This is a genomic window from Acidobacteriaceae bacterium, assembly GCA_035944135.1.
Taxonomy (GTDB): domain Bacteria; phylum Acidobacteriota; class Terriglobia; order Terriglobales; family Acidobacteriaceae; genus Granulicella.
In genome coordinates, this window is sequence record DASZBM010000001.1 from 271,982 (window position 1) to 296,197 (window position 24,216).

Consider the following 24,216-nt stretch of genomic DNA (forward strand, 5'->3'; position numbering starts at 1 on the left):
AAAGGTCATCGAGCGGTTGCATGGCTTTTCGTGGAATTGAAACAGCGGCTAGTGCTGATCTTCCAGGCTGGAGATCTGATCCTGATCGAGTTCGCTCCGAAGCTGGACCAGGTAATGCAGATTCGCCTTGCTGAGGTCGGCACGGGCCTGCTCGATGCGATCGATCTGGGTGAACAACGCCGCTTCGTCGAGCGTCTTGGCGTGCGTAAGCACCTCCATGCGCTGCTCTTCCTTTTCAAGGCTCTCGAGCCGATTCAGCAGGACCGGACGGCTCTGCTCGAAGATCGCGTCCATGCGCCGCTGCTGATCGTCGCTCAGCTTCAATTGCTTGGCAAAATGCTTGTCATCCCACCAGCGCCCGGGCGGCCCAACCTGCAGCCCGGCATGCATCCTGACGTTGCCGTTACGACTCATCTCGGGAACGTTGCCGCCCCGCGGAAAATCGCGGCCCATACCATCGTGCATGCCACCGCCGCCGGACATTCCCCCGCCGGGAAAACCACCGCCGCCGGCGCCACCGCCATGATGCTGGGCAACGGCGACCTTCGGCATGGAGAAAATCACCAGAAGAGCGAGCGCCAGCGTCGCCTGCATCAGCAGACGCTTGGGACGCACGCGGATCTGGTTGCGTGGCGGCATTTAGTTCGACACCTCGCGGATCGAACGATGATGTGTCGCACGTGAAGAAGCATCCGCATCAGCGGCCAGAACCTGCGGTCCCTGCTCACTCAGCTCGTTGTCAATCGAACGCATCAGTTGATTGTCTTCGGCGAGTTCATCGGCTGACGGAGCGGAGACGGTATGGCTAGGTTGCAGCGCCGGCTCGACTGAATTGCGGACCTGCATGTGCGCGCCGAGCGCCACCCCGAAGATGAGAACAGCAGCCATCGTCGCTCCCCAGCCGGGAAGCGCATGCCAGTTGAGCGTCCAGACAGACGGAGTTTCGATGCGCGCAGCACGCTTCTCCGCCCAGCGCAGGCTTGCGAAGTTGAGATCGCCGACAGCGGCCGTCATACCGGCAAGCTCCTGCCGGCATGCGGCGCAGCTCTCGAGATGAACGCGAGCGCATTCGTCGCTCTTGTGTCCGGCCAGAAGGTCTGCGAACTGTTCATCGGTCAGATGATTGAGGTTCATCGCCTTCCTCCCATTCGTGCGCGCACGGTGCGCACAGCGCGATGCAGGTGGGTCTTTACGGTGTTGATCGGCATTCCCATCGTCTCCGCAATATCGCTGAGGTCCAGCTCCTCCTGGAAGCGGAGGACGAAGGCGGTGCGCTGATTCAAGGAGAGCGTCTGCAGGATCTCCGCAACCTCGCGGGCCCGCTCGCGTGCGAGGAGCTGCTCCTCCGGCGAGCTGGCTGCGCTGGGCAGCATGCCGGCAACCTCGGTCACGTCCGTCGCCGTTTTGCGCACCTGCTTCCAGAAGCGGAACTTCTGCGTGCGCTGATAGTCGCGGACAAGGTTCAGCGCGATGGAGTGCAGCCACGTCTGCACGCTGCAGTCGCCACGGAAGTTGTGGCGGTTTGTCCACGCCTTAACGAAGCAGTCCTGCACAATTGAGGCAGCAAGGTCCTCGTCCCCAAGTGAGAACGTAACGAACCGCAGCAGCCGCGCGCGGTGCGTTTGAACCAACTCTTCGATATCGTCCAGCTCAGTGAGCGCACGCTCACGGCTGGGAAGGCGGAGAACATCCGTCGCCATAGCCATTTGCATGCAAGGGTAGACGGAAATTCGGCAATTTGCGAGTACACACGGCGTACTGCGTCGCGCAGCGATACATCACACAGCTAGATTGTCTGCCACCGCACAGACCAAGGCCCCAACCCGCCAGAATCCTGCTGCGTTCCCTCCAACCAAAGCACGTCTTCGCTGGGCTGGAGAGATTTGGTTTCCGATGGCGCTGAACAGAGATTGGCGGCAAGATTCAGGCGTCCGCCGCTTCCAAGGGCCCATTCGCACTCGAACTGACCTACGCCCCTGACCTCATACGTTCCGCAGCGCTGGGTGAAGCGATCGAGCAGCGGCAAAATCCGTTCGCGCCGGACGGCGAGCACCCGGCGATACCAGTCAACCTGAGCAGCGTGCAGCGGCTCATCGAGATCGCCCCACTGCAGCTTCGCCGAGAGAAACGTGGATTCGGCCTGCGGGTCGGGGGCGCGGCTCAAGGTCTCAGCATCGACATGGCTTGTGCGCATCATCTGCTCGGCACGGCCCTGCCGGACAGCCTTGGCGAGTTCGCCCCCGTAATCCGAAAAGTACGGAAACGGCGTGGATGCAGCCCATTCCTCACCCATAAACAGCATGGGAATCTGCGGCAGCAGGAGTAACACTGCGGCGATCGCGCGCACCGCGTCCGGGCTTGCAAGCTGCTCCACGCGTTCGCCGAAGACACGGTTCCCAATCAGGTCATGAGTCTGGATGAAGCTCACGAACGCAGTCGGCGGGACTGAGGCCCCGTCCTCCACCGAGCAGGAGAGGTCGCCGGCAAAGAAGCCTTCCGCCAGAGCCCGCGCCAGCTCTCCCGTCGCGTGGAGTTGGCCATCGTCCGTAGCATCGCATTCGGTATTCATCGCCAGGCCAAGGATGTGGTCCACAGCGTGATTCCACTGCGCGCTGTACGGCGCTTGGCCCTTTGGGTCCCGCTTCAACAATTGCGCGATGGTCTGCTCGTTCTCGAGGATGAGGTGCGTATCGCGCCGGCCCGCGGTTGCGTGGACGCGCTCCGAGATCTCGTTCAGGATGTGGTGAGGGCTGTTGTCGATCAGCGCGTGCGAGGCGTCGATCCTTAGGCCGTCCACATGGAATTCGCCCGTCCAGTGAAGCGCATTCTCCACGATGAACTCGCGGACCTCACCGCATCCAGGTCCATCGAAGTTCAAACCTGGTCCCCAGGCAGTCTTGTGTTCCTTGCTGAAGATCTCCGGAAAATACCGCGGGATGTAGTTCCCCTCCGAACCGAAGTGGTTGTAGACCACATCGAGGATGACCATAATTCCACGCGCATGCGCTGCGTCAATGAACGCCTTGAGATCATCGGGACGGCCGTAGGTCGCATCCGGAGCGTAGATCTGAACGCCGTCATAACCCCAGCTGCGCTGGCCTGCGAAGGCACACAGGCACATCAGCTGAACGCCGGTGATGCCAAGATCGCGCAGGAAATCGAGTTTCGCCGCGGCTGCACGAAAGGTACCCTCAGGCGTGAAGGTGCCGATATGCAACTCGTAGAGAACGGCCTCGCTCCAGGGACGACCGTGCCAATCTTCGTCATGCCAGCAATAAGCCTTCGGATCGACGAGCTCACTCGGGCCGTGCACGCCTAAAGGTGCGTATCGAGACGCAGGATCCGGCACGCGAAAGCCATCGGGCAGCACAAAGCGATATTGAGTGCCGGGACCGGCTTCGTCGACGGCAAGCTCGTGCCAGCCGTTGCCGCAATTTCGCATGGCTAAAGGGCCGCGTGGATTCTGTGCGTGTTCATCGAGCGCCAAACCAACCGACGACGCAGCGGGCGCGAACAGTCGAAAGATCGCGCCGCCTTCGTCGCGCAGCTCCGGACCGAACTGCGGCGCCGCGGAGATTCGCTTCGCAGAAGGCCCCTGGTTTGGATTGGATCTCGGCTGCTGGACGGCAGCGACTTCGGCGGAGAAATCGTGCATCTCGTTTGCTCACTCTTACGGCCGAGACGTGCTGCGAGCGACCAAAGATGCCGACAAGGCAGTTCGAACCCGAGGCCTGAAAATGTTCCGCTAATTCGGGTCGCGACGGCGTGTCGACGCCACCGCTCCCATCACGCCCGCTCCCAGCAACACGACCGCCATGGCGATAATCCAGTGCTCTGGCACGTGTGCAAGGTGCGCAACGTAGGCCACACCGGCAATCAAAATAATCGTTCCAACGAGATACAAAGCGAAGGACATTCGTTCTCCTCCAGCGCGTCTGCGCAGTCGTAGTGGCCCACCCTCTACGATGCAGTTTCAGCGGCTTAGGTCAGTATCCAGAAGCGGATTGTGCAGTCGCAAGAGCGAATCGTAGGCCGCCGCCCGGACCACATGGAAATAATCCGAGCCAACCAGGTAGAGCACACCCACTCCGATCCACCAGCACGTGAGGAACGTCTGCGACTCCACATTCTCAAACGGCAGCGGGCAAGACGAAAAGACCAGCGCCAGTACGATGAGAGCCACCTTTACGATGCCCATCACAAGATTGATCTCGATGAGCTTCGACCGCAGCGCACCAAGGCGCATCGCCGCGCGAAGACTTGCGAGCGCACCTAGGCCGCGGGACATCGCGAGGATCGGCGCGATCCGCAGTATCCAGCTCGTTGTGGCCCACAGCAGAAACACGAGTAGTGTCACGGCGACAGCCATCGCAAAACCCGGAACATACGACGGCTCCAGGTTGCGCTCCATCGGACTCCAGACGCAACTGCGCGCGATATGAATCAGCAATGCGAGCCATAGAAGCAGCAGCGCCGCAAATGAATAGGCGCGCAGCAACATGAGCGGGATCATGCTTCCGGGGCGTCGAGCAAGCGATTTATCCCACCGGCGCAGCACCGCTCCACGACCAAAGCTGCGAAACACCGACCACCCGGCAATTGCGACGAGCAGCGGCCATAGATACGTCTGCACATCGATCGTTCCACGCGCGACGAGGTGACCGCGCAGCAAGATCGGCTCTATGTCACGGACCTTCAGCGTCCACATCAGGATGATGTCGCGGGCAAAGAGCCAGATGCAGCCAATCGCCAGCAGACCAAAGCTCCACCGCCAGGCAATCTCCAGCGCTGTAAGCGAAGGCCGCTTCCAAACGGCGAACATGACTCCGACGAACGATTGCGTGCCGCGCACCGGTGCAGCCCTGCGGCTCACCTCCGCCGCAGTCCGAACTACCTGTTGGCTCACTTCACCACCAGATTGACGAGCTTGCCCTTGACGACGATGATCTTCACGATTGTCTTTCCGGCAACGCGTGCGGCGACCTTCTCATCTGCGAGAGCAGCGGCCTTGATCGCCTCCTCGTCCGCGCCTGCCGACAGCTTCACCACGCTCACGAGCTTGCCGTTCACCTGAACAGGTACCTCGATCTCGCTCTCGCGCGCTAGCTCTGCGTCCGCGCTGGGCCACGGCTGGCGCAGCAACGTCTCGCGCTCGCCAATCTCCTGCCAGAGTTCCCCCGCGACGAACGGAGCAAACGGAGCCAGCAACAACACGAGAGTGCGGATAACCTCAGCAATCGTTGCCGGGGAGATCTCGCCCGAATCCATCTTCGCCTCGGCTGCCATCATCTCGTTCACAAGGATCATGATCGCGGCGATGCACGTATTGAAGTGCCACCGGCCGCTGAAGTCCTCGGTGATCTTTGCAATCGTCTGGTGCAGCGTGCGCAGCAGTGCCGCGCCTGCAGGTGTCTGCGCGGCGAACGCTTTCGCAGCGATCTCATCCCCATGTGCACCACGCTCTACGCTCCGCACTGCGGGAGCGAACTTGGTCACAAGGCGATACACGCGCGCGAGGAAGCGGCTAACTCCGGCGACGCCTTCCTCCTGCCACTCGAGATCGCGGTCTGGCGGCGCGGCAAACAGCGCGTACATGCGCGTCGCGTCGGCGCCGTAGCGCGCAATCATGTCATCGGGCGAGACGACATTGCCCTTTGACTTCGACATCTTTGCGCCGTCTTTAATCACCATGCCCTGCGTGAAGAGTCGTGTTGCAGGCTCATCGTTCTTGATCATGCCCAGATCGCGCATGACCTTCGTCCAGAAGCGCGAGTAGATCAGATGCAGAATCGCGTGCTCAACACCGCCGATGTACTGGTCGATCGGGAACCAATAGTTCGCCTTCGCCGAATCGAACGGCGCGCGCGAGTTCTTCGCATCGGTGTACCGGTAGAAGTACCAGCTCGAGTCGACGAACGTGTCCATCGTATCGGTCTCGCGCCGCGCCGGTCCGCCGCACTTCGGGCACGTCGTGTTCACGAACTCCGGCACCTTCGCGAGCGGGCTCCCGCCCTCCTGCGTGATCGCGATGTTTTCCGGCAGCAGCACCGGAAGCGCGCTCTCCGGCACCGGCACAACGCCGTCTTTCTCGCAGTAGACCATCGGGATCGGCGTGCCCCAATAGCGCTGCCGACTCACGCCCCAATCCTTCAGGCGGAAGGTCGTCGTGCGCTTGCCGAAGCTGTGCTCTTCGGCGAAGCGGCCCATCTTGTCCTGTGCTTCGAGGCAGGACTCACCAGTCCATTCGCCAGAGTTCACGACGACAGCATCATCTTCCGCAACGTAAGGCAGCGCCAGATCACCCGAATCATCCCCCGCCCCCCCTGAAGTTGCCGGAGCAACCACTCGCTTGATCGGCAATCCGTACTTCGTCGCGAATTCGTAGTCGCGTTCATCGTGCGCAGGCACGCTCATGATCGCGCCCGTCCCGTAGTCTGCCAGGATATAATTCGCCACCCAGATCGGCAGCGCCTCGCCGTTGAATGGATTCACCGCGAACTCGCCGGTCGCCACACCATGTTTTTCGATGTTGCCGATGTCGCCCGTCTCCCTCGCAACTTTCTGCTCCGCGATCATCGTCTCGACCGCCTTCGCGAGCTGCGCATTCTCCGCCGCCCACGCCTTCACCAGCGCGTGCTCCGGCGCAAGCTGGATCGAAGTCGCGCCAAAGATCGTATCGATCCGCGTGGTGAAGACGGTTATCTTGTCCGACGCGCCCTGCACACCGAAGTCGACGTTCGCGCCCTCGCTGCGGCCGATCCAGTTGCGCTGCATCGTGCGCACCTTGTCCGGCCAGCCAGGCAGCTTGTTCAACCCGTCCAGCAGCTCGTCCGCATAGTTGGTGATGCGGAAAAACCACTGCTCCAGTTCGCGCTGCTCGACCAGAGTGTCCTCATGCCGCCAGCAGTAGCCGCCCACAACCTGCTCATTCGCCAGAACCGTCGCGCACTTGGGGCACCAGTTCACCTTGCTGGATTTGCGGTACGCCAGTCCGCGCTCGTACATCTTCAGGAAGAACCACTGGTTCCAGCGGTAGTAATCCGGAAGGCACGTCGTGACTTCGGTCGCCCAGTCATAGCTGAAGCCCATGCGGCGCATCTGCTGGCGCATGGCCGCGATGTTGCTCAGCGTCCACTCGCGCGGCGGTGTTTTGTTGCTGATCGCAGCGTTCTCCGCCGGCAATCCAAACGCGTCCCACCCCATCGGGTGCAGCACGTTGTAACCGCGCATCCACATGTAGCGCGCCAGCGCGTCTCCGATGGAGTAGTTCCGCACATGGCCCATGTGCAGCTTGCCGCTGGGATACGGCAGCATCTCCAGGCAGTAGAACTTCGGCTTGCCAGCCGCGTGGTCCTCCGCACGATACAGCTCGGCATCGGCATCCCACCGCGCCTGCCACTTCGTCTCTATCTCCGCTGGGTTATACCGTGTGCTGTCGCGCTCCTCCACGACAGATCCTTCTTTCTTGTCAGCCATCCTCTCATTGTAAAGAAGTGGTCTCAGCGGCAGGCTTGGCCGGCTCACGCGTCAGATCGAACACCTGATAGTCCGCCGGCGGCTGAAACACCGAAGCATCCGGCTCGCCCACATGCAGCTCCGTCACCTCATCGACCATGTGTCCCGTGCGCGGATCGTCCATTACATTCTTCAACTGAATGCCTAAAGTCGGTGCCATCCAATTCTCTCCAGAGGTTTGAAGCGGCGCGTCGTTGCCCATCTCGCCCGCCGGAATCGCGTTCGTCCACCGGTTTCCCACCGCGCACTCACCCAGGATCGTTGACTTCCCAAGCGACTCGTTCTTGTTCTCCATCCGCGACTGCCGCTGCGCCTTGTACTCCGCCTGCATCGCCTCGTTGAACGCCTTATCCACCGGCCGCTGCTCGAACCGTCCGCCCATCATCGGCTGCAGCATCCCGTTGATCGCCGCCACCCGCGCGATCGGATGAAGTTGAATCATCCGGTGCGCTACCGGATCAACAATGTTCGAGAACTGCAGCTGCATCTGTCCATCGCGCTCAACGTAGTTGTCCGTCCTCGTCCTGCCCGCGGAATCATGCCACTCGTGCACCTCCATTCGCGTCGTGATCTGCGTCCCGTTGGCCAGCGTCTGCACCTGCGTGTGCTGCCGCACCAGGCTGTACGCCGCCGGACCGGTCCTTTGCCCCACGGGACACGCCATCGCCGCCGGAGTCACAGGACACGCCGGCGGTGCATTCGACTGCCCGGATGCGCTTGCCACCGTGACCAAACTCACCACCACCGATAGAACCAGACGCCGCATACGCCACCTCGCACCAGCCATCAGCCACGCCACGATACCACAGACACAAAACGGCCCGGAGTCGTTCCCTCCGGGCCGCTGAGCTATTACGCGTTTAGTGGATCGTGAGGCTCACGGTTGTCGTCGCCGAAGTGCCGCCGCCAGACGCCTTCACAGTAACGGTCCGTGTCGTTCTCGACGCATTCCGCGAAACCGTGATCTTCATCGTTGTGCTTCCGGCGCCTGACAACGAGCTCGGCGAGAAGCTCACCGTCTGTCCGCTGCCCTGGCCCGAAGCCGAGAACGTCACCGCTCCCGTCGTCGTGCCCGCCAGCGTAATCGTCACGCTACCCGAGGAGCCGCGCGAAATCGTCAGCGAGTTCGGCGAGGCCGAGATCGTGAAGCTCGACTGCTGCGTTCCGCTCACCGTCAGCGTCACCGTCGTCGAGTGCGACAGGCTTCCGCTCGTTCCCGTAATCGTGATCGAGTACGTGCCCGCCGCGGTACCGGACGCAACCGTGAACGTCGCCGTCGAGCTGCCTGAGCCGTTCACCGGATTCGTTCCGAAGCCAACCGTCACGCCGCTCGGCAGGTTCGACGCCGACAGCGTTACCGCCGATGTGAACCCATTCACCGCACCGATCGAGATCGACGATGATCCGTTGCTGCCCGGCGCCACCGTTAGCGAACCGGGGTTCGCCGCGATGGTGAAGTCCGGGTTCTGCTGCTGCTGCGATCCCGACAGAGCACTCACCAGCGCCGGCGTCGGGCTGCCCCATCCGGTCACCAGGTCATAACCGGTCACCGCCGAGTAGCTGCCCGAGGTGCCGCTCGTCACGTCGTGGAAGTTCGCGCTGTAGTACGAGGGAGAGGTCGCATTCTGCTGGTAGATCGTTGGGTTCAGGAAGCCAACCGGCGACTCCGAGTTTGCCGCAAGCTGCTGGTTCACGAGAGCGATATAACCCGCCCACATCGGAGCAGCAAAGCTCGTTCCGCCGTACTCGTTTGCGAGGCAGCTTGTCTGGTCTGCGCAGGTGTAGAAGGTGAAGTTCGCATTCGCCGAAACATCCGGGCCGTTACGCAGCGTCGTCGATCCGTGATTGCTCGAGTTGATCACGCCCGAATACTGCTGCCACGACGGAATCGCGATATTGTCCGGCGAGATGCCGCCGCCCGAATCCGACCATGCCGTCTCCGACTGCCACGGTCCTCCCGCGCTCGACGTCGTAAGGTCCGTTCCGCCGACCGAGATGACGTACGCATTATCCGCGGGCCACGCCGCGCTCTTGCCCGTCGCCTTCCAGGTGGAGTTGTCGCCCGAGGCCGCGAAGAAGCTCTGTCCCTGCGAGGCCATCTTCTCGAAATACGGGTTCAGCGTGCTCGGATCAGCCGGCGTCCATCCCCACGAGCAGCCGATCGTCGTCGGGAGTGGGCTGTGCGTCGTCATCGAGCTGAGGATCGCCGTATCGCTCGAGCCGACATACATCGTCATGCTCGCCAGGCCGGGCGCCATGCCCAGCGCCTGCGTCATGTCCAGCGTCTGCTCGGTGTCGTCGCACGAAGGATACGTGCAGCTTGTGCTCGTGCCATCCGTCGACAACACCGTAACGTTGTTCGGGTAGGCTTGCCCCACGTTCTTGTAATACGTCTGCAGATCGGCGAGGTCGGTTCCGTAGTACTCCAGAAGACCAAGATTCTGCCCGGAGCCCGTCAGGCTTCCGCTGCCATAGTAGGCCGCGCGCATATCGCTGCCCAGGAACGAGGCCGAGGGTCCGCTGCCTGTGGTGGCATTCGAAACCACCTTGCTGGCATCAATTCCGTGCGCCGCCGCGTATGCCGCCTTCGTCTCCAGCAGCGGGTGCGGAATGGAGTAATTGTCCAGCCCGGTAACGTGCCACAGGTTAATGGACAGATCCGTCGTCGGCTCCTGGTCTGCCGAGAAGAAGTTGCGGTTCTCCGTCGGGTGCTTGTACGTCTGCATGTGAACGTGGAAGGCCGATTCCACATTCGCCACCGAGCCGCTCACCTGCACGTCCATTCCGTCGCGGCTTCCGCCAGTCACCGTGAATCCGTGCATCTTCGCGAACTGCACGACCGCGTCATAGTCAGCCTGCGAGGGCCCGAACTGCGCGGTGAACTGCTGCGGTGTGAGGAAGTGATGATAGTTCGCGCTGGCGGGGTTATAGACGTCGGCTACAAACTGGTCGAGTGCGGCCTGGTTACGCACCGGAAGAACGAGATCCAAACTCATGGTCTGGTTTTGGGGAAGGCTTCCGTTGGCCTGGACCTGCCCATTACGAACAACGTCACGCACATGGTGCGTCATGAACGACTGAGCCTGCGCCATGACTGTCATGGCCCCCAGCGCCGCCGTGACTAACAAACTGCGACCGAATTTTTGCACAGAGGTACTCCTTTGGTGAAAGCCCGCAAATGTTGCTCTGAATCGGAAATCTCGGGTCATTTTCATTGCGCGTTATAGCGCTGTCAAACTACAAAGAACCCCCGGAATCAGGTCTGATAGAAGCGCTTTCCTTGTATCACTTCCATCTGTGTCAGCCACATGACGAAAGGCCCTATCGGCCCACGAACTTCCGTCTTCAACGGCCCTCAGCCGCCTGCCCGGCTCCCTTCGGAGCCGGTTCTCCCGTCCTGAACTCCGTCCACGGGCCGGCCTTCATGTCGTGCAAAATCGGCTGCTGCCACGCGAACTCAGGATGCGCCGCAAGGAATGGCGCAACGACGAAGTCCGCTCCGCACGGATGCCCAGCGCGCACGATCATGCTCATCTGTTCAGCCATCGTGGCATCGGTCACTTCGCCGGTCACGGCTCCGCTAGGAGAGTAAGGAGGATTCCCCCACACGGGCTCACCTTCTGCGCTCGTCTCCTCATGACCGCAGAGACTGCGCTTGCCCGGATCTTCTTTTTTCTCGAAGCTGTCCCAGTGATCGCTCAGGTACGCCTCTGCAAGCGCTGTATCCAGCCGCCCAGTGTGCTTCTTCACAAACGCTTCACCCGTCACGCGCCGCGCGTTCATGCTGCTCGACATATTCTTCGGATTGAACCCCGGCGTGTCATCGCGAATCACCAGCGGATCCACCGTAAAGTTCGCCGAAACGAAATACCCATCCGTCTTCTTCGTTAGCGGCGTGTGATGCAGACCCAGCTCCAGATACGCAATCTCGTTCGTCTTGCGGTCGCCGATCATCCACGAGTTCGCATATCCGCCATTGTTGCCCTTGCGCATGATCGCGGCATACTCATCGATTGATGTCGCGTACTGCATCGCCTTCCTCGACCGCACAAACTCGGGTATTCCCTGCTCGTCGAATCCCGCCGCCATCGGCAGCGTCGTCTCCGTAATCATCAGGCCGGCGGAGTTCACGCCAAAGTCGTCCTGGCTGGTGATCACACCCGGCGTCCCATCCATCAGCATGCGCAGCCCATGTTCAGGCTGGATGTCGAACACCATCACCCACCGCTCGCCCTCCGCATAGCTCGTCCAGTTGCTGTGCGCCATCACGATCTTCCCGTCCTTAGTCGCGCTTCCTGTCGCGATAAACGCTGAGCAACGTCCCTGCGCCTTGGCCTTCTCCGGATTGGCCTTTTTCTCGCGCGCATTCACCATTGGCAGGTAGTACTGCGTCAGCTCCAGATCGGCGTTCAGCGCGACCACATCCCACAGGTCCGCCGTCGATCCATGCGCCTTCAATCCGTCCGCAATGCCGTGCAGCTCCGCCTGGTACTCCAGCTCGATATGTGGCCAGAGCACGTTCTTCGCCGCCTCCCGGAAGAAGCTCCAGTCGCGGTGATAGTCGTTGGTCGCTTCCAGCTTGTAGACGCTCAGGTTGTCGTCGATCTCATCCTTCAGCAGATATCCGTGCTGAAAGCCAATCTCATGCGGCGAGCCCGCGAGATGCACATACGTCCACCCGCCCTGCTCGAAGGTGTACGCATCCTTCAACTCACCCGGCGTCTTGCCACTTTGCGTCCATGCTGCCTGCGATCCACTGACTGCTCCACAAACCGCCAGCACCGCGACACCCAGTCGACCAAACCGCATCACTCACCCCATGAGAATGAAATTCGAAGAAGCACAGCAGTCCCGAAGTGTAGCCGCAGTCTATACCGTGATCCCGATTGCACGCGCGCGGAATCACGCCTCAAAAAAAGGGACTCCCGGAGCATCGCCCCGGGAGTCGCGTTCTTCCTTCCTTGCAGCTTCTACGGAACCGTCGCAACGACAATCTGCCCCGCACCCGCGCCCGCCGCGCCCCAGTTCGAGATGTACAGCTTGCCGTTCGGCCCGAACGTCATCCCCGTCGGCACCGACAACCCCGTCACCACATCCGTCAGTGATCCGTCAGGATTGATCTTGGTCACCTTTCCGTAACCTGGCTGCGGATACTGCGATGGTGTGTCCGGTGCCATCTGCAAAACATAGAGCATTCCGTTCGGCCCGAGGGCCAGCCCGGTGATCGTCGCGAACCCCGCCTTTGCCGCATTGACGTAGTACGGCCCCGGAACGTTCAAGCCAGGTACTCCAGTCCCGGTACCCGATGGGAAGTTGGAGACCGTCAGCACCTGCGACGTGTGCGGTTCAATCGGAAACAGATTAAGGTTGCCGACCAGGTAGCTTCCGTTTTTGTACACCACCGAGGTCGGCACGATGTGACCCTGCGAAGCCGAGAAATCGATCTCTCGCGTGATGTTCCCGCTGAACGTATCGAGCCGCAGCAACTGACCCGAATTAGGTTCGATCAAGTGCAGCGCGTTATTCACGCTGGTCATGGAATACAGTGATCCGTCCGGCTCGAAGTCACCGGCATTCGGATACTGGACCGGATTCGCGTGCATGAACGCGCTCACGTCACCCACGTAGCGCCAGGTGCCGTTGGAGGTATTCACCGACACCACGCCGCTCGGGTACGTGTCATTGCCATGCGAGCAGCCCCCACCCGCGATCAATGCATACAGCGTCCCATTCATGAATTGGAGATCGGCGACACCCATCAGATCGCCCATCGCATCCGCGGCCGAAGGCAGCCCGCTCGCCACAATCGTCTGGTTCCAGTTCTTGTCGAACTTCGAAATCCTTGCCGTCATGCCGCCCTTGTACGGTCCTACGGGCGGCACCACCTGGGGGCAGTCGGTCGTCGAGTTCGTCCCTCCGGTTCCCGCCTCGGCCACATATAGGTCGCCATCCGGTCCAAAGTGCAGCCCCCGCGGCCCGTTTAGCCCCCTTGCAACTACGACTGCATTAGCGGATAGTTGTGCTGGAAGCGCCTGCGGCGCTAGGCTTACTGCCATTCCGAAAACAGGCAGCAGGACGTATTTCATCGGGCTGAGCATAAGAGAACTCCTCGCTGCATGAAGCAGCGTTCATTTGCGCTGAACCGCACTACATTGCTCCGGCTTTCTCCACATAGCAACCTCGGGCTCGTAAGTTACGTCGGCCACCTTGCAGATTCATCAGCTTGGAGGCGCATCGCGAACCCGATGCCAACACTCTTCCCAACTTCCTCTCCCCGCCGCGCGCCTGTCTCGAGCACCGTTCCATTCCCACCGCTCCCCAACGACAGCCCTGTAATGGCTCAGCTCGACCGCATCGTTTGCTCCCGCACCTTCAGCCGAGCGCGTCGCAGTCAGCAGTTTCTCCGCTACATCCTCCTCCACGCCGAATCTCACCCCGGCGAGCCGCTTAAGGAGTACAGCATCGCCCTCGACGTCTTCGATCGCGACTCCTCCTACGATCCGGCCGTCAACAATACCGTCCGCGTAGAAGCTGGCCGCCTCCGCACCCGTCTGCTCGAGTACTACGCCGGCGAAGGCCAGGACGACCCACTCGTCTTCGAAGTCCCCAAAGGCTCCTACCGCGTCCGCATCCACCACCGCGACCCGATCGCTACTCCGCCCGAGGTTTCCCCGTCACGGGTGGAGCCTCCCTCCTTTTCACCGCCGCGGCCGTTCACGAAACCCTGGGCAGTTCCACTCGCGTTCCTCATCGGCGCCTTCGTCGGCTACCGCGCATCGCACTGAACCGTTACCATCGCAGCTTCCTCACACATCTTTGCCATTCTTTGCGTCTAAGCTCCGTGGTCTACTTCGCATCGAAGGAACAACAGGCCAACCCTCCCTTATGCACCCCTCCTCGAAGAATCTCCTCTCCCTCGCAGCAGCTTTCGCGCTGTCCGCCTCCTGCCTTGCCGCGCTTGCTCAGAACAACAGCAACTCCGGCACGATCCGCGTCCTCAACAGCACGACTCACCAGGCGGTGCTCGACCCCGTCGTTACTGTGAACGGCAAAGTCCTCACCGCCTCAAATGGCGCTTACACTCTTCCCGCCGGCACGCAGAGCGTCATGGCCCGCGCTCCCGGCTATCGCGCCGTCACGGTCTCCGCCGCTGACATCCAGAACCACCACGACGCCATCGAGCTCCATCCCTTCACCGTTCACGCGCTCTATCTCTCCGAGTACGGCATCGCCTCGTCTGTCCTTCGCAACTCCGCGTTCGACATCATCAAGCGTGGCGGCGCCAACGCCCTCGTCGTCAACATCAAGAGCGACCACGGCCAGCTCGTCTATCCCAGCGCCATCCCGCTCGCAAAACAGATCGGCGCGCGCAACGTCACCACCATCCACTCGCTGTCCGATCTCGTCAACACTGCGCACGCGCAAAACATCTACATCATCGCCCGCATCGTCACGTTCAAGGACATGCCGCTCGCCACTTCAAAGCCTGAAGACGCCGTCCACCTCGCAGACGGTTCGCTCTTCCATGACCGCGAAGGACTCCATTGGACCGACCCCTTCAAGCCCGAGGTCCGCGCCTACAACATCGCCATTGCCGTCGAAGCCGCCAAGGCCGGCTTTGACGAAGTCCAGTTCGACTACGTCCGCTTCCCCGACTCCACCAGCAAGCTCATCGTCAGCGGTCCCACCGACGAAGACCACCGCATCGAGGCCATTTCCAGCTTCCTCGGCGATGCCCACGCCGCCCTCGTTCCCTACAACGTCTTCCTCTCGGCAGACATCTTCGGCTACACCTTCTGGAACACCAACGACACCGGCATCGGCCAGCAGCTCAATCATCTCGTCGATAAGACCGACTACCTCTGCCCGATGCTCTACCCCTCCGGCTTCGCGCACGGCATTCCCGGCCACGCCAAGCCCGTCGACAACATCGACGACATCCATAGCACCGTCAAGCTCACGCTCGACCGCGGCATCCAGCGCACCGACGTGAACCCGCTCAAGCTCCGGCCCTGGCTGCAGGCCTTCCGCGATTACGCCTTCGGTGGCGTGGTCTTCGGGCCCGACCAGGTCGCCACCCAGATCTCCGCCGCCAACGCCGACCACACCGACGGCTGGTCGCTCTGGAATCCGCGCAACGTCTACAGCGGCATCGGTCTCATCCGCGACGCGAACGCAAGCAAAGACGCCGCACTCCCCGTCGCCGAACACGCGTCAAAGTAACGCATCCACCAGGCTCCGTTAGCGCGCCGTTGCTGCACCGCTGGCATCGGCGAGGCTCGCATTCTGCGGCATCTGTGTCTTGATCCACCGCTCCACGCGCTCCTGCAGCAGGTCCAGCGGCATCGCTCCGCCGTTCAGAATCTCATCGTGAAATGCCTTGATGTCGAACTGCGTTCCCAACTGCGCCTTCGCTTCGCTGCGCAGCTTCAGAATCGTCAGCTGGCCCATCTTATAAGCCAGCGCCTGCCCCGGCCACGCGATGTACCGGTCCGTCTCGGTCTGCGCCAGCGCATCGTTCACATCATTCGCGTGCATGTAGTCGATCACCTGTTGACGCGTCCATCCCTGATCATGAATCCCCGTGTCGACCACCAGCCGCACCGCGCGAAACAGCTCCGAGTTCAGTCGCCCGTAATCCGACACCGGATCCTGGTAAAACCCGACCTCCTTGCCCAACTGCTCCGCATACAGCGCCCATCCCTCCGTGTACGCCGAGTACCCTCCACGCAACCGGAACTTCGGCAGCCCCTTCAGTTGCTGAGCCACGCTGATCTGCATGTGATGTCCGGGCACACCCTCGTGATACGCCACTGCCTCGTCCAGCACTAGTGTCCGGCTCGTCGGATCAGCCACCGCCACAACAACGCGTCCCGCGCGCTTGCCGTCCGGCGTCCCGGCAACATAGTGCGTCGACTCCGCCTTCGCAAACCCCGGAATCGGCTCGACCGTCACCAGCGACTTCGGCAGCAGCCCGAACAGCTCCGGCAGCTTCGGCTCCATCTGGTGGATGTACTTCGCAAAATCATCCACAATCTGCTGCTCGCTCGTCGGCCTCCACTTCGGGTCGCTGTTGATTGCCACCCGCCAACTCGCCAGGTCCTTATAGCCCTGCTTCTGCGCGAGATCCGTCATCTCCGCCGTAATCCGCTTCACCTCATCCAGTCCGAGCTGATGAACCTCCGCCGGCGTGATTTCTACCGTCGTCATCATCTTCACGGCCTCGGCGTAGCGCCTCTTTCCGTCCGGCAGGCTCTCAATCGAAAGCTGGTCACGTCCCTTCGGCGCATAGTCGTCGCGCAGAAACGCTGCAAACTTTCGATAAGCCGGCAGCACATCCACATTCGCCGCCTTCGTCATCTCTGCCGTGAGCCTTTGCTTGTCCGCGTCAGAGAAGCTGGCCGGAAACTTCTTCAGTGGCAGAAGAAACGGATCCGCCGCCACGATCCCATCACACTGCGCCGGCAGCAGCGAGAGAACCAGCTTCGGCGGCATCAGGCCATCCTTCTCGCCCTGCCGCAAAACCTCCGTCGTCTGCTCCAGCGCCTGCGGAATCTGGTGCAGCCTCGCAATGTAGTCCTCATAGTGCTGCACCGAATCCAGTGGCACGCTCAGCGGCAGGTCTGCCAGCGACGTTTGAATTCCGTTCTGCTGGTTGATCGGCATCTCATAGTTCTTCAGGCTGTAGTTCACGTCGGCCTGCTTCAGTTGCCGGTCCATCAGCTCATGGCTCAGCAGATCCTGCTCGCTCATCCCGTCGGTCGAAATCGTCTCCAGCCGCGCCAGGAACACATCCTGCTCCGCATGCTCGTCCGCAATCGCCTTCAGCGAGTGCTGCGACAGCAGGTTGTTGTACCGGTAATCACCCAGCGAAGTCGCCCGCTCCGGCGAGGTCTTCAGCCCCCACTGGTAGTACTCCTCAAACAACCCATTCTGCTGCGCCACACGATCCGCCACCGGAGCAGCCTGTCCCAGAACAACCGGGCACACCAGTGCCAGGCAGCAACCGAACAAGAGATTTCGCATACGCGAAAGCCTAGCAGCCCGTCCCTCTGCCCACCCAGAAAATTTCGTCAATTACCCCGAGCGCTGTCTTGCAAACCCCTGAAAATGCGAACTTCCAGCCTATTGCGCACGGCGGTTGCGCCAACATCCTCGCGTAAACTATCGGTAGCCGACCTCTCCCCGGGAGCCGTAACCCTGACACATCCCATCCACGCCCTTGCGTTCTTCCTCGCCGATCAGCACGGCCTCGCTCACTATTGGAGGACGCATTACGCCGACCGCACCTTCAAGGGCGACTACCGCTGGAACACGTTCGACGTCTGCCTGCTCGTGCCCTACTTTGTCGTAATGGTGATCCTCGCCTTCTACGGCATCCACCGTTACCAGCTCGTCTGGCTCTACTACCGCAACAAACGCAAAGCCTCGAAATCACACGAGCCGCCCGCAAAGTTCGCAGACAACGACCTCCCATTCGTCACCATCCAGCTCCCCATCTATAACGAGCAGTTCGTCATCGACCGCCTCATCGACGCCTGCTGCCGCCTCGACTACCCGCGCGACCGCTTCGAGATCCAGGTCCTCGACGACTCCACCGACGAGACCGTCGTCGTCGCCGAATCCATCGTCCAGCGCTATGCCACCGGGGCAGAAGGACTTGCGCCCCAGCCCATCGTTTACCTCCACCGCACCAACCGCTACGGCTATAAAGCCGGGGCCCTCGAAGAAGGTCTCAAGGTAGCCAAAGGCGAGCTCATCGCCATCTTTGACGCCGACTTCGTCCCTCCGCCAGACTGGCTTCTCCGGGTCGTCCACCAGTTCACCGACCCCACAATCGGCATGGTGCAAACCCGCTGGACGCACCTGAATCGCAACTACAGCTTCCTCACCCAGGTCGAAGCCATCCTCCTCGACGGCCACTTCGTCCTTGAGCACGGCGGCCGTTCGCGCGCCGGCGTCTACTTCAACTTCAACGGCACCGCGGGCATGTGGCGTCGGCAGGCCATCGACGAAGCCGGCGGCTGGCAGCACGACACCCTCACCGAAGACACCGACCTCAGCTACCGTGCCCAGCTCAAGGGCTGGAAGTTCAAGTATCTGCAGGATGTCGAGTGCCCCGCCGAGCTGCCAATCGAGATGACCGCCTTCAAGACCCAGCAGGCGCGCTGGGCCAAGGGCCTCATCCAGACCAGCAAAAAAATCCTTCCCTCCGTCATCCGCTCCAAGGTGCCCTTCCACACCAAGCTGGAAGCCTGGTACCACCTCACCGCGAACATCAGCTACCCGCTGATGATTATCCTGTCCACCCTGCTCATGCCGGCGATGATCATCCGCTCCTACCAGGGCTGGCTGCAGATGATGCTGATCGACTTCCCGCTCTTCATGGCCTCGACAATGTCCATCTCCAGCTTCTATCTCGTCAGCCAGAAGGAGCTCTTCCCGCGCACCTGGTACAAGACCTTCCTCTACCTGCCGTTCCTCATGTCGCTCGGCATCGGCCTCACCATCACCAACACCAAGGCCGTCCTCGAAGCCCTCTTCGGCATCAAGTCCGCCTTTGCCCGCACACCCAAGTACCGCGTCATGAAGAAGGGCGAGAAGCATCAGGCCAGCAAGTACCGCAAACGCCTCGGCTTGATCCCGTTCATCGAAATCCTCATTGGCTGCTACTTCACCGCGACCGTCTGGTATGCCCTCTCCACCGAAAACTACTTCACCGTCCCATTCCTTTTGCTCTTCGTCATCGGCTACTGGTACACCGGCCTGCTCAGCCTCTTCCAAGGCCTCTTCGAGCGCCGCTCCCCCCGCGGCGATGCCATGCACGAAAAGCCCTACCCCGTCGGCGTCTGAGCGCACCTCGCACCCAAAGCAAAAGGCCCGCCGAAGCGGGCCTTTTCACTCACTGCAAACCGACTAGAACCGCAGTCCGAACTTCACCGGAATATACGGCGTCCGCTGGCTGTTCTCTGGGAACAGGTTATTTCCAGTGTAGGTCGACTCATTCGCCGTCGTCAGACCCGGCTTGTACTGGTTCAGCATGTACGCATACCGAACTTCGGCGAAGAACCGCTCATTCGCAAACCGCGAAATCTTGTACGTCAACCCAAACCCCGCGTCGAACCCGGCAGCATTCGACGTGTAGTGATCGATGTTCGCATTCGCGTAATACCCTTCGCAGAACCCGTAGATCGGATCGCAGTATTCCTGCTGCTCAGGCAGCGTGAAGTTCGACACCTTGTGGTAGTAACCAACGCCACCGGTGACATACGCTCCCCAGCCTTCGCCCGCCTTCAGATTCACGATCGGCTGCAGCGAAATCGACCACACGTGAACATTCCCGCCGAATCCATTCGTATTCGTCGGATCGCCGTAAAGCGCCGCGTAGTTGTCGACCGTCGCACCCGTCATGCCGAAGTGGTCGTAGTCAAACTCCAGGTTCACGCCGACCATCTTGTTGAACATCCGGCCACCGCCGCCGCCAAATCCGTAGCCCGTGGTCGCATAGTTGAACTGCGTGCCAACCGGCATCCCGAACCCGCCGCCAACATAAAAGTCCCACTTCGGTGAGCCATCTGCGTTCGTATTGCCGCCCCGATACTTCGGCCGCCCATACCGCTGCCGGCCGCCGCCGTACTGCATCGCATCCAGGAAATGAAACGCCGGCACCGTGTTCGACGCCAACTGCGTCGATGCGCCGTCGATACCGCTCGTCTCCGCGCTGCTGCTCGAGTACAGCTCGTCGCCGGCATCCGCCGGCGCCGGCTGAAAGATCGGCTCCTGCGCTGAAACACTCTGGACTGAAGATGTTCCGCTCGTCGGCGCCGTTTGCGCGTGCAGCAAAAAGCCTCCGGTCGTCATCAGTGCCACCGTGGCCAATGCTCGGCCGCTAAACGAGATCCATCGAAACTGCGTCGTCAACATACCTCTCTACTCCTTCGACTTGGGGGAACCATCCTCTTTCAACACGGTATCAGTACACATGTTGTGAGGTGTCCCCCGACAACTTCCTATTTACATCGTAGGACGGGAAAACAAGCGTGCTGGATGCAGTCTTCCGAATTTCCGTTCAGCCCCAGGCGAAGTTCCGTGCGCCAGCCGACTCTCAGCCGCATCTACCCTCTACCCTCTATCGCCCATCCTCTACCCTCTAAGAATGTCCATCCCCGCCAACCTCGAGCGCATCCACAACGAGATCGCCGACGCCTGCGCCCGCGCCCACCGCGATCCCTCAACCGTCGCCCTCATGGCCGTCAGCAAAATGCACCCCGCCGACGCCATCCTCGAAGCCCACGCCGCCGGCCAGCGCCTCTTCGGCGAAAACCGCGTCCAGGAGTGGCAATCCAAACTCCCCACGTTGTCATCCGCTTCCCAATTCCGCACATCCGCCGTGGCGAACCTTGGCGCACCCTCCGCGCCCTTTGCGTCAGAGCTCTCCTCAATCCAACCGATCGGCCTCGAAGTGCACCTCATCGGCCCGCTCCAGAACAACAAAACCAACAAAGCCGCCGAAATCTTCCATGCCGTCGACACCATCGACTCCTTCAAGACCGCCGAGCGCCTCAACCGCGCCGCGGCCACCCTCCACAAAACCCTCCCCGTCCTCATCGAGGTCAAACTCTCCCCGGAAGAGACCAAGCACGGTCTCGCCCCCGAAGAACTCCCCACCCTCCTCGACCAACTCGCGCCGCTTAACAATCTCCACGTCCGCGGTCTCATGACCGTCCCACCCTGGTGCACCCCGGAGGACGCCGAAACCGCCCGCCCCTACTTTCAGCACCTCCGCCGCCTCCGCGACCAGATCCAGCCCACCCATCCCACCCTCACCGAGCTCTCCATGGGCATGACCAACGACTTCCGCATCGCCATCGAAGAAGGCTCAACCACCGTCCGCATCGGCACCGCCATCTTCGGCAAGCGCACCCTCCCGGCATCGATATAATCGCCGCAGTCCCACTGGTACCACAGAACGTAGCGCAGAAGCTGAAGAGTTCTATCTCTGCATCGGCCCTATGACTGATCCCCAATCCCGCTGGGTCCATCGCGTCGCCAGGCGCGTCTTCGATCTCGACCGCCGCGCCGCGGAATCCGACCTGCGCCGCCTTCGCCGCGACGTCATGCATCAGTACAGTTTTCTCTTCAAGGAACACGGCGGCCGCATCATGCCGCAACTCTCCCAGGGAGTGCCCAACCTAGATTGGGCCACCCTCGTCGTCGAAGTCAACCGCATCTATCTGCGCGCCTCCGACGACGGCGGACGCACCGAGTGGCACGTCTCCCTCAACCACATTCTCGGCCCGTGGTATCGCCTCGACCAAATCCTCAAAAAAATCTCCCGCTCCACCAACCAGCCCTGCAACTCCGACCACGACGCGCTCCGCTACCATCTCCCCGAGATCGAGCGAGTCTTGCGAACAGGCGCCTGACTCTCGCCCGACAACAAATCCGGGTGGCCCATCCTTTCGCGAAGCGAAAGGGTGGGGTATCGCGCGTTAAGACGCGCGAGAAAAGCGCTGTACGATGTCCATCGGCTACACGCGAAATGATCCGCCCCATACCCAACGGCTGCACCCTCAACGTCCGCGTCCACCCCGGCGCCAAACAAAACGCCATCACTGGCACGCACGCCGATGCCCTCAAGATCTCACTGACCACCCCGCCCAGGGACGGTCGCGCCAACGCCGCGCTCATTGCCTTCCTCGCCGAGCGCCTCAACATCCCGCGCGCGAGCATCGAGCTGATCTCCGGCCATACCAGCCGCACCAAAACTCTCCGCCTCACCGGCATCACCGCCGCCGAAGCCGAGTCACGCCTGCTCAGCGAATTGGCCTAGAAAACAGGCATCCTCTTAAGCTCTAGGTACCCCGACGCTTTAGCGTCGGGTCTCTTCGCGGCTGCAATAGAAAAGGGGCTGGTAGCTCAGGGCTTTAGCCCTGGGTCTCCTGGGGTATGCCTTATGACGATGCGGAAGAGAACCTTCCGATTCGTCGCGTGCTTCCGCACTTACGACTAACCACCTGCCTCTTCACCGCTTCCACACCACCGCAATCCCCGCCAGCACCGCCGCCAACCCACCGCCAAACAACCCCGCCATCCACGACACCAGCCGCACCTCGGCAAACGGCGCACCGGGCTTCGCCAGCTCATGCACCATCACCACATGCGACGCCGCATACCCAACGACGGCGAAAACCGCCAGCACCACCGCTGCTCGCCACACCACGCCCATGCTGCCTTCTCGATCCGCGGCTTATGCCCCGACTAACCACTAGCTACTTGCCTTACTTGCCCGTCACCTTCGCGCTCGGAGCCACCTCGATCGCCTGCCCCTCCGCCGCCTTCACCGTCACGTGATCGAACGTCACATTCGCATACGCAATCCGCATCCCGGTCTGCGCCTCGAGATCGACATTCTTCAGCACAATATCCTTCACCGGAGCCTCCGGCAGCCCCACAATCACTCCCGCCATCTTGGACCCCGTCGCCTTCACGTCCTCAATCACAATGTTGTGAAACATGGGCGTCAGCCTCGTCACCGGAGCCGCCGCAACATCACCTTCCGGGAACACCTTGGGGTAGTACTCGCTCACCAGAATCGCCGTCTTCACATCCACCATGTCGATGTCCTTGAAGCTGATGTTCGACACATCCGCTCCACGGTCACGGTTCGCCTTGATTCGAATCCCCTGGTCCGTTCCCTTGAAGTGAATCCGCTCGGCGTGAATATTCTGCGCGCCGCCCGCAATCTCGCTCCCAATCGACAGCCCGTGCCCGTTTTCAAACGTGCAGTCCGTAATCAGGATGTTCTTCGAAGGCGCATCCGGTCCCGGCGAATTGATCGCGCCCGATTTGATCGCAATATTGTCATCGCCCACACTCGAAAACACATGATCGATCACAATATTCGAGCTCGAAAACGGATCGATCGCATCCGTATTGGGCGACTTCGGCGCCAGAATCCTGATGTTCCGAAACGTCAGGTCATCCGCGTAGTACGGCACAATCTGCCAGAACCCGGAGTTCTGCACCGTGATGTCTTCCATGTGCACGTGCTTCGAGTGGTCGAACACAATCCCCATCGGCCGCGGATGATCGTTGCCCAGCACCCCGGAATCCTTCACGCCGCGCACATACTCCCACCAGATGTGCCCGTTGCCATCAATCGTTCCGCCGCCCGTTATCGTCACATTCTCCGCGTTCGGTGCGCTCACAAACGCCTGCACTGTTGGCTTCCGCGCAAACGTCGCCTTTGGGAAGTCCTCGCGGTCCGGCGACCCCAGCAGCGTCGCGCCCTTCTCCACATCCAGCGTGATGTTCGACTTCAGCACGATCGGCCCGCTCACAAACGTGCCTCCGCTCAGCTTCACCGTTCCGCCGCCATCCGCGCACGCATCGATCGCCTTCTGGATCGCCGCCGTATTCTTCGTCGTGCCGTCTCCCTTCGCTCCATACGCACGCACATCGCACACCTTCGCGCTATGGGGAGTTTGGGCCGCCGCCACTCCCGCCAAGCCCACGCCCACCGCACACACCGCAGCCAAAAACCGCATTGCTCGCCTCCAAAAAACCTGTCTGACAGCCCCAGAAAGAATACACGACCAGCGAACGGGCTGGTTCTATGGCGATTCGGAAGGGCACGGCTCGTAGCCTTGGGCTTTAGCCCAAGGTCTCCATGCTGCAACCGAATCGCTCTCTGAAGGG

At 61.3% G+C, this 24,216-nt stretch carries 21 protein-coding genes; 6 read left to right on the forward strand and 15 right to left on the reverse strand.

Annotated features, from left to right (window positions below; genetic code table 11):
* Positions 1–48: 48 nt before the first annotated feature.
* The 11 genes from VGU25_00935 to VGU25_00985 all read right to left on the reverse strand — a co-directional run bounded on the left by VGU25_00935 (position 49) and on the right by VGU25_00985 (position 13,613).
* Positions 49–639 carry a periplasmic heavy metal sensor gene (locus VGU25_00935; protein ID HEV2575747.1) on the reverse strand — a complete coding sequence of 197 codons (591 nt, stop codon included), beginning with the start codon at positions 637–639 and terminating at the stop codon, positions 49–51.
* On the reverse strand, positions 640–1,134 hold the full coding sequence (locus VGU25_00940) for a hypothetical protein (protein HEV2575748.1): 495 nt from the start codon (positions 1,132–1,134) through the stop codon (positions 640–642).
* Positions 1,131–1,700: a sigma-70 family RNA polymerase sigma factor gene (locus VGU25_00945; protein HEV2575749.1), complete on the reverse strand. Its 570-nt coding sequence runs from the start codon at positions 1,698–1,700 to the stop codon at positions 1,131–1,133. Before VGU25_00945 ends, VGU25_00940 begins: the two co-directional genes overlap by 4 nt.
* A gap of 86 nt (positions 1,701–1,786) precedes the next feature.
* Complete coding sequence (treZ, locus tag VGU25_00950) at positions 1,787–3,655, reverse strand: malto-oligosyltrehalose trehalohydrolase (GenBank protein HEV2575750.1); 1,869 nt, start codon at positions 3,653–3,655, stop codon at positions 1,787–1,789.
* Positions 3,656–3,745: 90 nt separating this feature from the next.
* Positions 3,746–3,916 (reverse strand): hypothetical protein, encoded by a 171-nt coding sequence (locus tag VGU25_00955; protein ID HEV2575751.1) that lies wholly within the window; start codon positions 3,914–3,916, stop codon positions 3,746–3,748.
* Between the two features lie 57 nt (positions 3,917–3,973).
* Entirely contained in the window at positions 3,974–4,906 is a 933-nt protein-coding gene (locus VGU25_00960; protein ID HEV2575752.1) for a hypothetical protein, read from the reverse strand.
* Positions 4,903–7,476, reverse strand: coding sequence for a leucine--tRNA ligase (gene leuS / locus VGU25_00965; GenBank protein HEV2575753.1), 2,574 nt, complete (start codon positions 7,474–7,476; stop codon positions 4,903–4,905). Before leuS ends, VGU25_00960 begins: the two co-directional genes overlap by 4 nt.
* A gap of 4 nt (positions 7,477–7,480) precedes the next feature.
* The gene (locus VGU25_00970) at positions 7,481–8,281 is read right to left on the reverse strand and encodes a hypothetical protein (GenBank protein ID HEV2575754.1); all 801 of its coding nucleotides are present in this window, start codon (positions 8,279–8,281) and stop codon (positions 7,481–7,483) included.
* Between the two features lie 94 nt (positions 8,282–8,375).
* The gene (locus VGU25_00975; protein ID HEV2575755.1) at positions 8,376–10,664 is read right to left on the reverse strand and encodes a protease pro-enzyme activation domain-containing protein; all 2,289 of its coding nucleotides are present in this window, start codon (positions 10,662–10,664) and stop codon (positions 8,376–8,378) included.
* A gap of 196 nt (positions 10,665–10,860) precedes the next feature.
* On the reverse strand, positions 10,861–12,324 hold the full coding sequence (locus tag VGU25_00980; protein ID HEV2575756.1) for a C45 family peptidase: 1,464 nt from the start codon (positions 12,322–12,324) through the stop codon (positions 10,861–10,863).
* Between the two features lie 161 nt (positions 12,325–12,485).
* The gene (locus VGU25_00985) at positions 12,486–13,613 is read right to left on the reverse strand and encodes a ScyD/ScyE family protein (GenBank protein HEV2575757.1); all 1,128 of its coding nucleotides are present in this window, start codon (positions 13,611–13,613) and stop codon (positions 12,486–12,488) included.
* Between the two features lie 147 nt (positions 13,614–13,760).
* Between VGU25_00985 and VGU25_00990 the strand changes: the two genes are divergently transcribed.
* Entirely contained in the window at positions 13,761–14,300 is a 540-nt protein-coding gene (locus VGU25_00990; GenBank protein HEV2575758.1) for a hypothetical protein, read from the forward strand.
* Between the two features lie 100 nt (positions 14,301–14,400).
* Positions 14,401–15,738: a putative glycoside hydrolase gene (locus VGU25_00995; GenBank protein ID HEV2575759.1), complete on the forward strand. Its 1,338-nt coding sequence runs from the start codon at positions 14,401–14,403 to the stop codon at positions 15,736–15,738.
* 18 nt (positions 15,739–15,756) lie between these two features.
* Here VGU25_00995 and VGU25_01000 read toward each other — a convergent pair whose 3' ends face one another.
* The gene (locus tag VGU25_01000; protein ID HEV2575760.1) at positions 15,757–17,541 is read right to left on the reverse strand and encodes a DUF885 domain-containing protein; all 1,785 of its coding nucleotides are present in this window, start codon (positions 17,539–17,541) and stop codon (positions 15,757–15,759) included.
* A 186-nt stretch (positions 17,542–17,727) separates the two neighbouring features.
* On the opposite strand from VGU25_01000, the gene VGU25_01005 reads away from it, so the two are divergent.
* Complete coding sequence (locus tag VGU25_01005; protein HEV2575761.1) at positions 17,728–19,368, forward strand: cellulose synthase family protein; 1,641 nt, start codon at positions 17,728–17,730, stop codon at positions 19,366–19,368.
* Between the two features lie 63 nt (positions 19,369–19,431).
* Here the strand turns inward: VGU25_01005 and VGU25_01010 are convergent, their stop codons facing one another.
* Complete coding sequence (locus VGU25_01010) at positions 19,432–20,439, reverse strand: hypothetical protein (protein HEV2575762.1); 1,008 nt, start codon at positions 20,437–20,439, stop codon at positions 19,432–19,434.
* Between the two features lie 232 nt (positions 20,440–20,671).
* On the opposite strand from VGU25_01010, the gene VGU25_01015 reads away from it, so the two are divergent.
* The 3 genes from VGU25_01015 (at position 20,672) to VGU25_01025 (ending at position 22,348) form a co-directional block, all read left to right on the forward strand.
* A complete protein-coding gene (locus VGU25_01015; GenBank protein HEV2575763.1) occupies positions 20,672–21,457 on the forward strand; it encodes a YggS family pyridoxal phosphate-dependent enzyme in 786 nt (261 codons plus the stop codon).
* Positions 21,458–21,527: 70 nt separating this feature from the next.
* Positions 21,528–21,941 carry a hypothetical protein gene (locus tag VGU25_01020; GenBank protein HEV2575764.1) on the forward strand — a complete coding sequence of 138 codons (414 nt, stop codon included), beginning with the start codon at positions 21,528–21,530 and terminating at the stop codon, positions 21,939–21,941.
* 116 nt (positions 21,942–22,057) lie between these two features.
* Positions 22,058–22,348, forward strand: a complete 291-nt coding sequence (locus VGU25_01025) for a DUF167 domain-containing protein (protein ID HEV2575765.1) — start codon at positions 22,058–22,060, stop codon at positions 22,346–22,348.
* 192 nt (positions 22,349–22,540) lie between these two features.
* On the opposite strand, the gene VGU25_01030 is transcribed toward VGU25_01025, so the two are convergent.
* Both VGU25_01030 and VGU25_01035 read right to left on the reverse strand, forming a co-directional pair.
* Positions 22,541–22,744, reverse strand: a complete 204-nt coding sequence (locus tag VGU25_01030) for a hypothetical protein (GenBank protein ID HEV2575766.1) — start codon at positions 22,742–22,744, stop codon at positions 22,541–22,543.
* 52 nt (positions 22,745–22,796) lie between these two features.
* Positions 22,797–24,065 carry a glycoside hydrolase family 28 protein gene (locus tag VGU25_01035; protein ID HEV2575767.1) on the reverse strand — a complete coding sequence of 423 codons (1,269 nt, stop codon included), beginning with the start codon at positions 24,063–24,065 and terminating at the stop codon, positions 22,797–22,799.
* Between the last annotated feature and the right edge of the window lie 151 nt (positions 24,066–24,216).

Excerpts from the sequence above, each read along its gene's own strand:
- VGU25_00935 (HEV2575747.1), bottom strand. The coding sequence starts at position 639 with ATGCCGCCACGCAACCAGATCCGCGTGCGTCCCAAGCGTCTGCTGATG.
- VGU25_00940 (HEV2575748.1), bottom strand. The coding sequence starts at position 1,134 with ATGAACCTCAATCATCTGACCGATGAACAGTTCGCAGACCTTCTGGCC.
- VGU25_00945 (HEV2575749.1), bottom strand. The coding sequence starts at position 1,700 with ATGGCGACGGATGTTCTCCGCCTTCCCAGCCGTGAGCGTGCGCTCACT.
- treZ (HEV2575750.1), bottom strand. The coding sequence starts at position 3,655 with ATGCACGATTTCTCCGCCGAAGTCGCTGCCGTCCAGCAGCCGAGATCC.
- VGU25_00955 (HEV2575751.1), bottom strand. The coding sequence starts at position 3,916 with ATGTCCTTCGCTTTGTATCTCGTTGGAACGATTATTTTGATTGCCGGT.
- leuS (HEV2575753.1), bottom strand. The coding sequence starts at position 7,476 with ATGGCTGACAAGAAAGAAGGATCTGTCGTGGAGGAGCGCGACAGCACA.
- VGU25_00970 (HEV2575754.1), bottom strand. The coding sequence starts at position 8,281 with ATGCGGCGTCTGGTTCTATCGGTGGTGGTGAGTTTGGTCACGGTGGCA.
- VGU25_00980 (HEV2575756.1), bottom strand. The coding sequence starts at position 12,324 with ATGCGGTTTGGTCGACTGGGTGTCGCGGTGCTGGCGGTTTGTGGAGCA.
- VGU25_00985 (HEV2575757.1), bottom strand. The coding sequence starts at position 13,613 with ATGCTCAGCCCGATGAAATACGTCCTGCTGCCTGTTTTCGGAATGGCA.
- VGU25_00990 (HEV2575758.1), top strand. The coding sequence starts at position 13,761 with ATGCCAACACTCTTCCCAACTTCCTCTCCCCGCCGCGCGCCTGTCTCG.
- VGU25_00995 (HEV2575759.1), top strand. The coding sequence starts at position 14,401 with ATGCACCCCTCCTCGAAGAATCTCCTCTCCCTCGCAGCAGCTTTCGCG.
- VGU25_01000 (HEV2575760.1), bottom strand. The coding sequence starts at position 17,541 with ATGCGAAATCTCTTGTTCGGTTGCTGCCTGGCACTGGTGTGCCCGGTT.
- VGU25_01010 (HEV2575762.1), bottom strand. The coding sequence starts at position 20,439 with ATGTTGACGACGCAGTTTCGATGGATCTCGTTTAGCGGCCGAGCATTG.
- VGU25_01015 (HEV2575763.1), top strand. The coding sequence starts at position 20,672 with ATGTCCATCCCCGCCAACCTCGAGCGCATCCACAACGAGATCGCCGAC.
- VGU25_01020 (HEV2575764.1), top strand. The coding sequence starts at position 21,528 with ATGACTGATCCCCAATCCCGCTGGGTCCATCGCGTCGCCAGGCGCGTC.
- VGU25_01025 (HEV2575765.1), top strand. The coding sequence starts at position 22,058 with ATGATCCGCCCCATACCCAACGGCTGCACCCTCAACGTCCGCGTCCAC.
- VGU25_01030 (HEV2575766.1), bottom strand. The coding sequence starts at position 22,744 with ATGGGCGTGGTGTGGCGAGCAGCGGTGGTGCTGGCGGTTTTCGCCGTC.
- VGU25_01035 (HEV2575767.1), bottom strand. The coding sequence starts at position 24,065 with ATGCGGTTTTTGGCTGCGGTGTGTGCGGTGGGCGTGGGCTTGGCGGGA.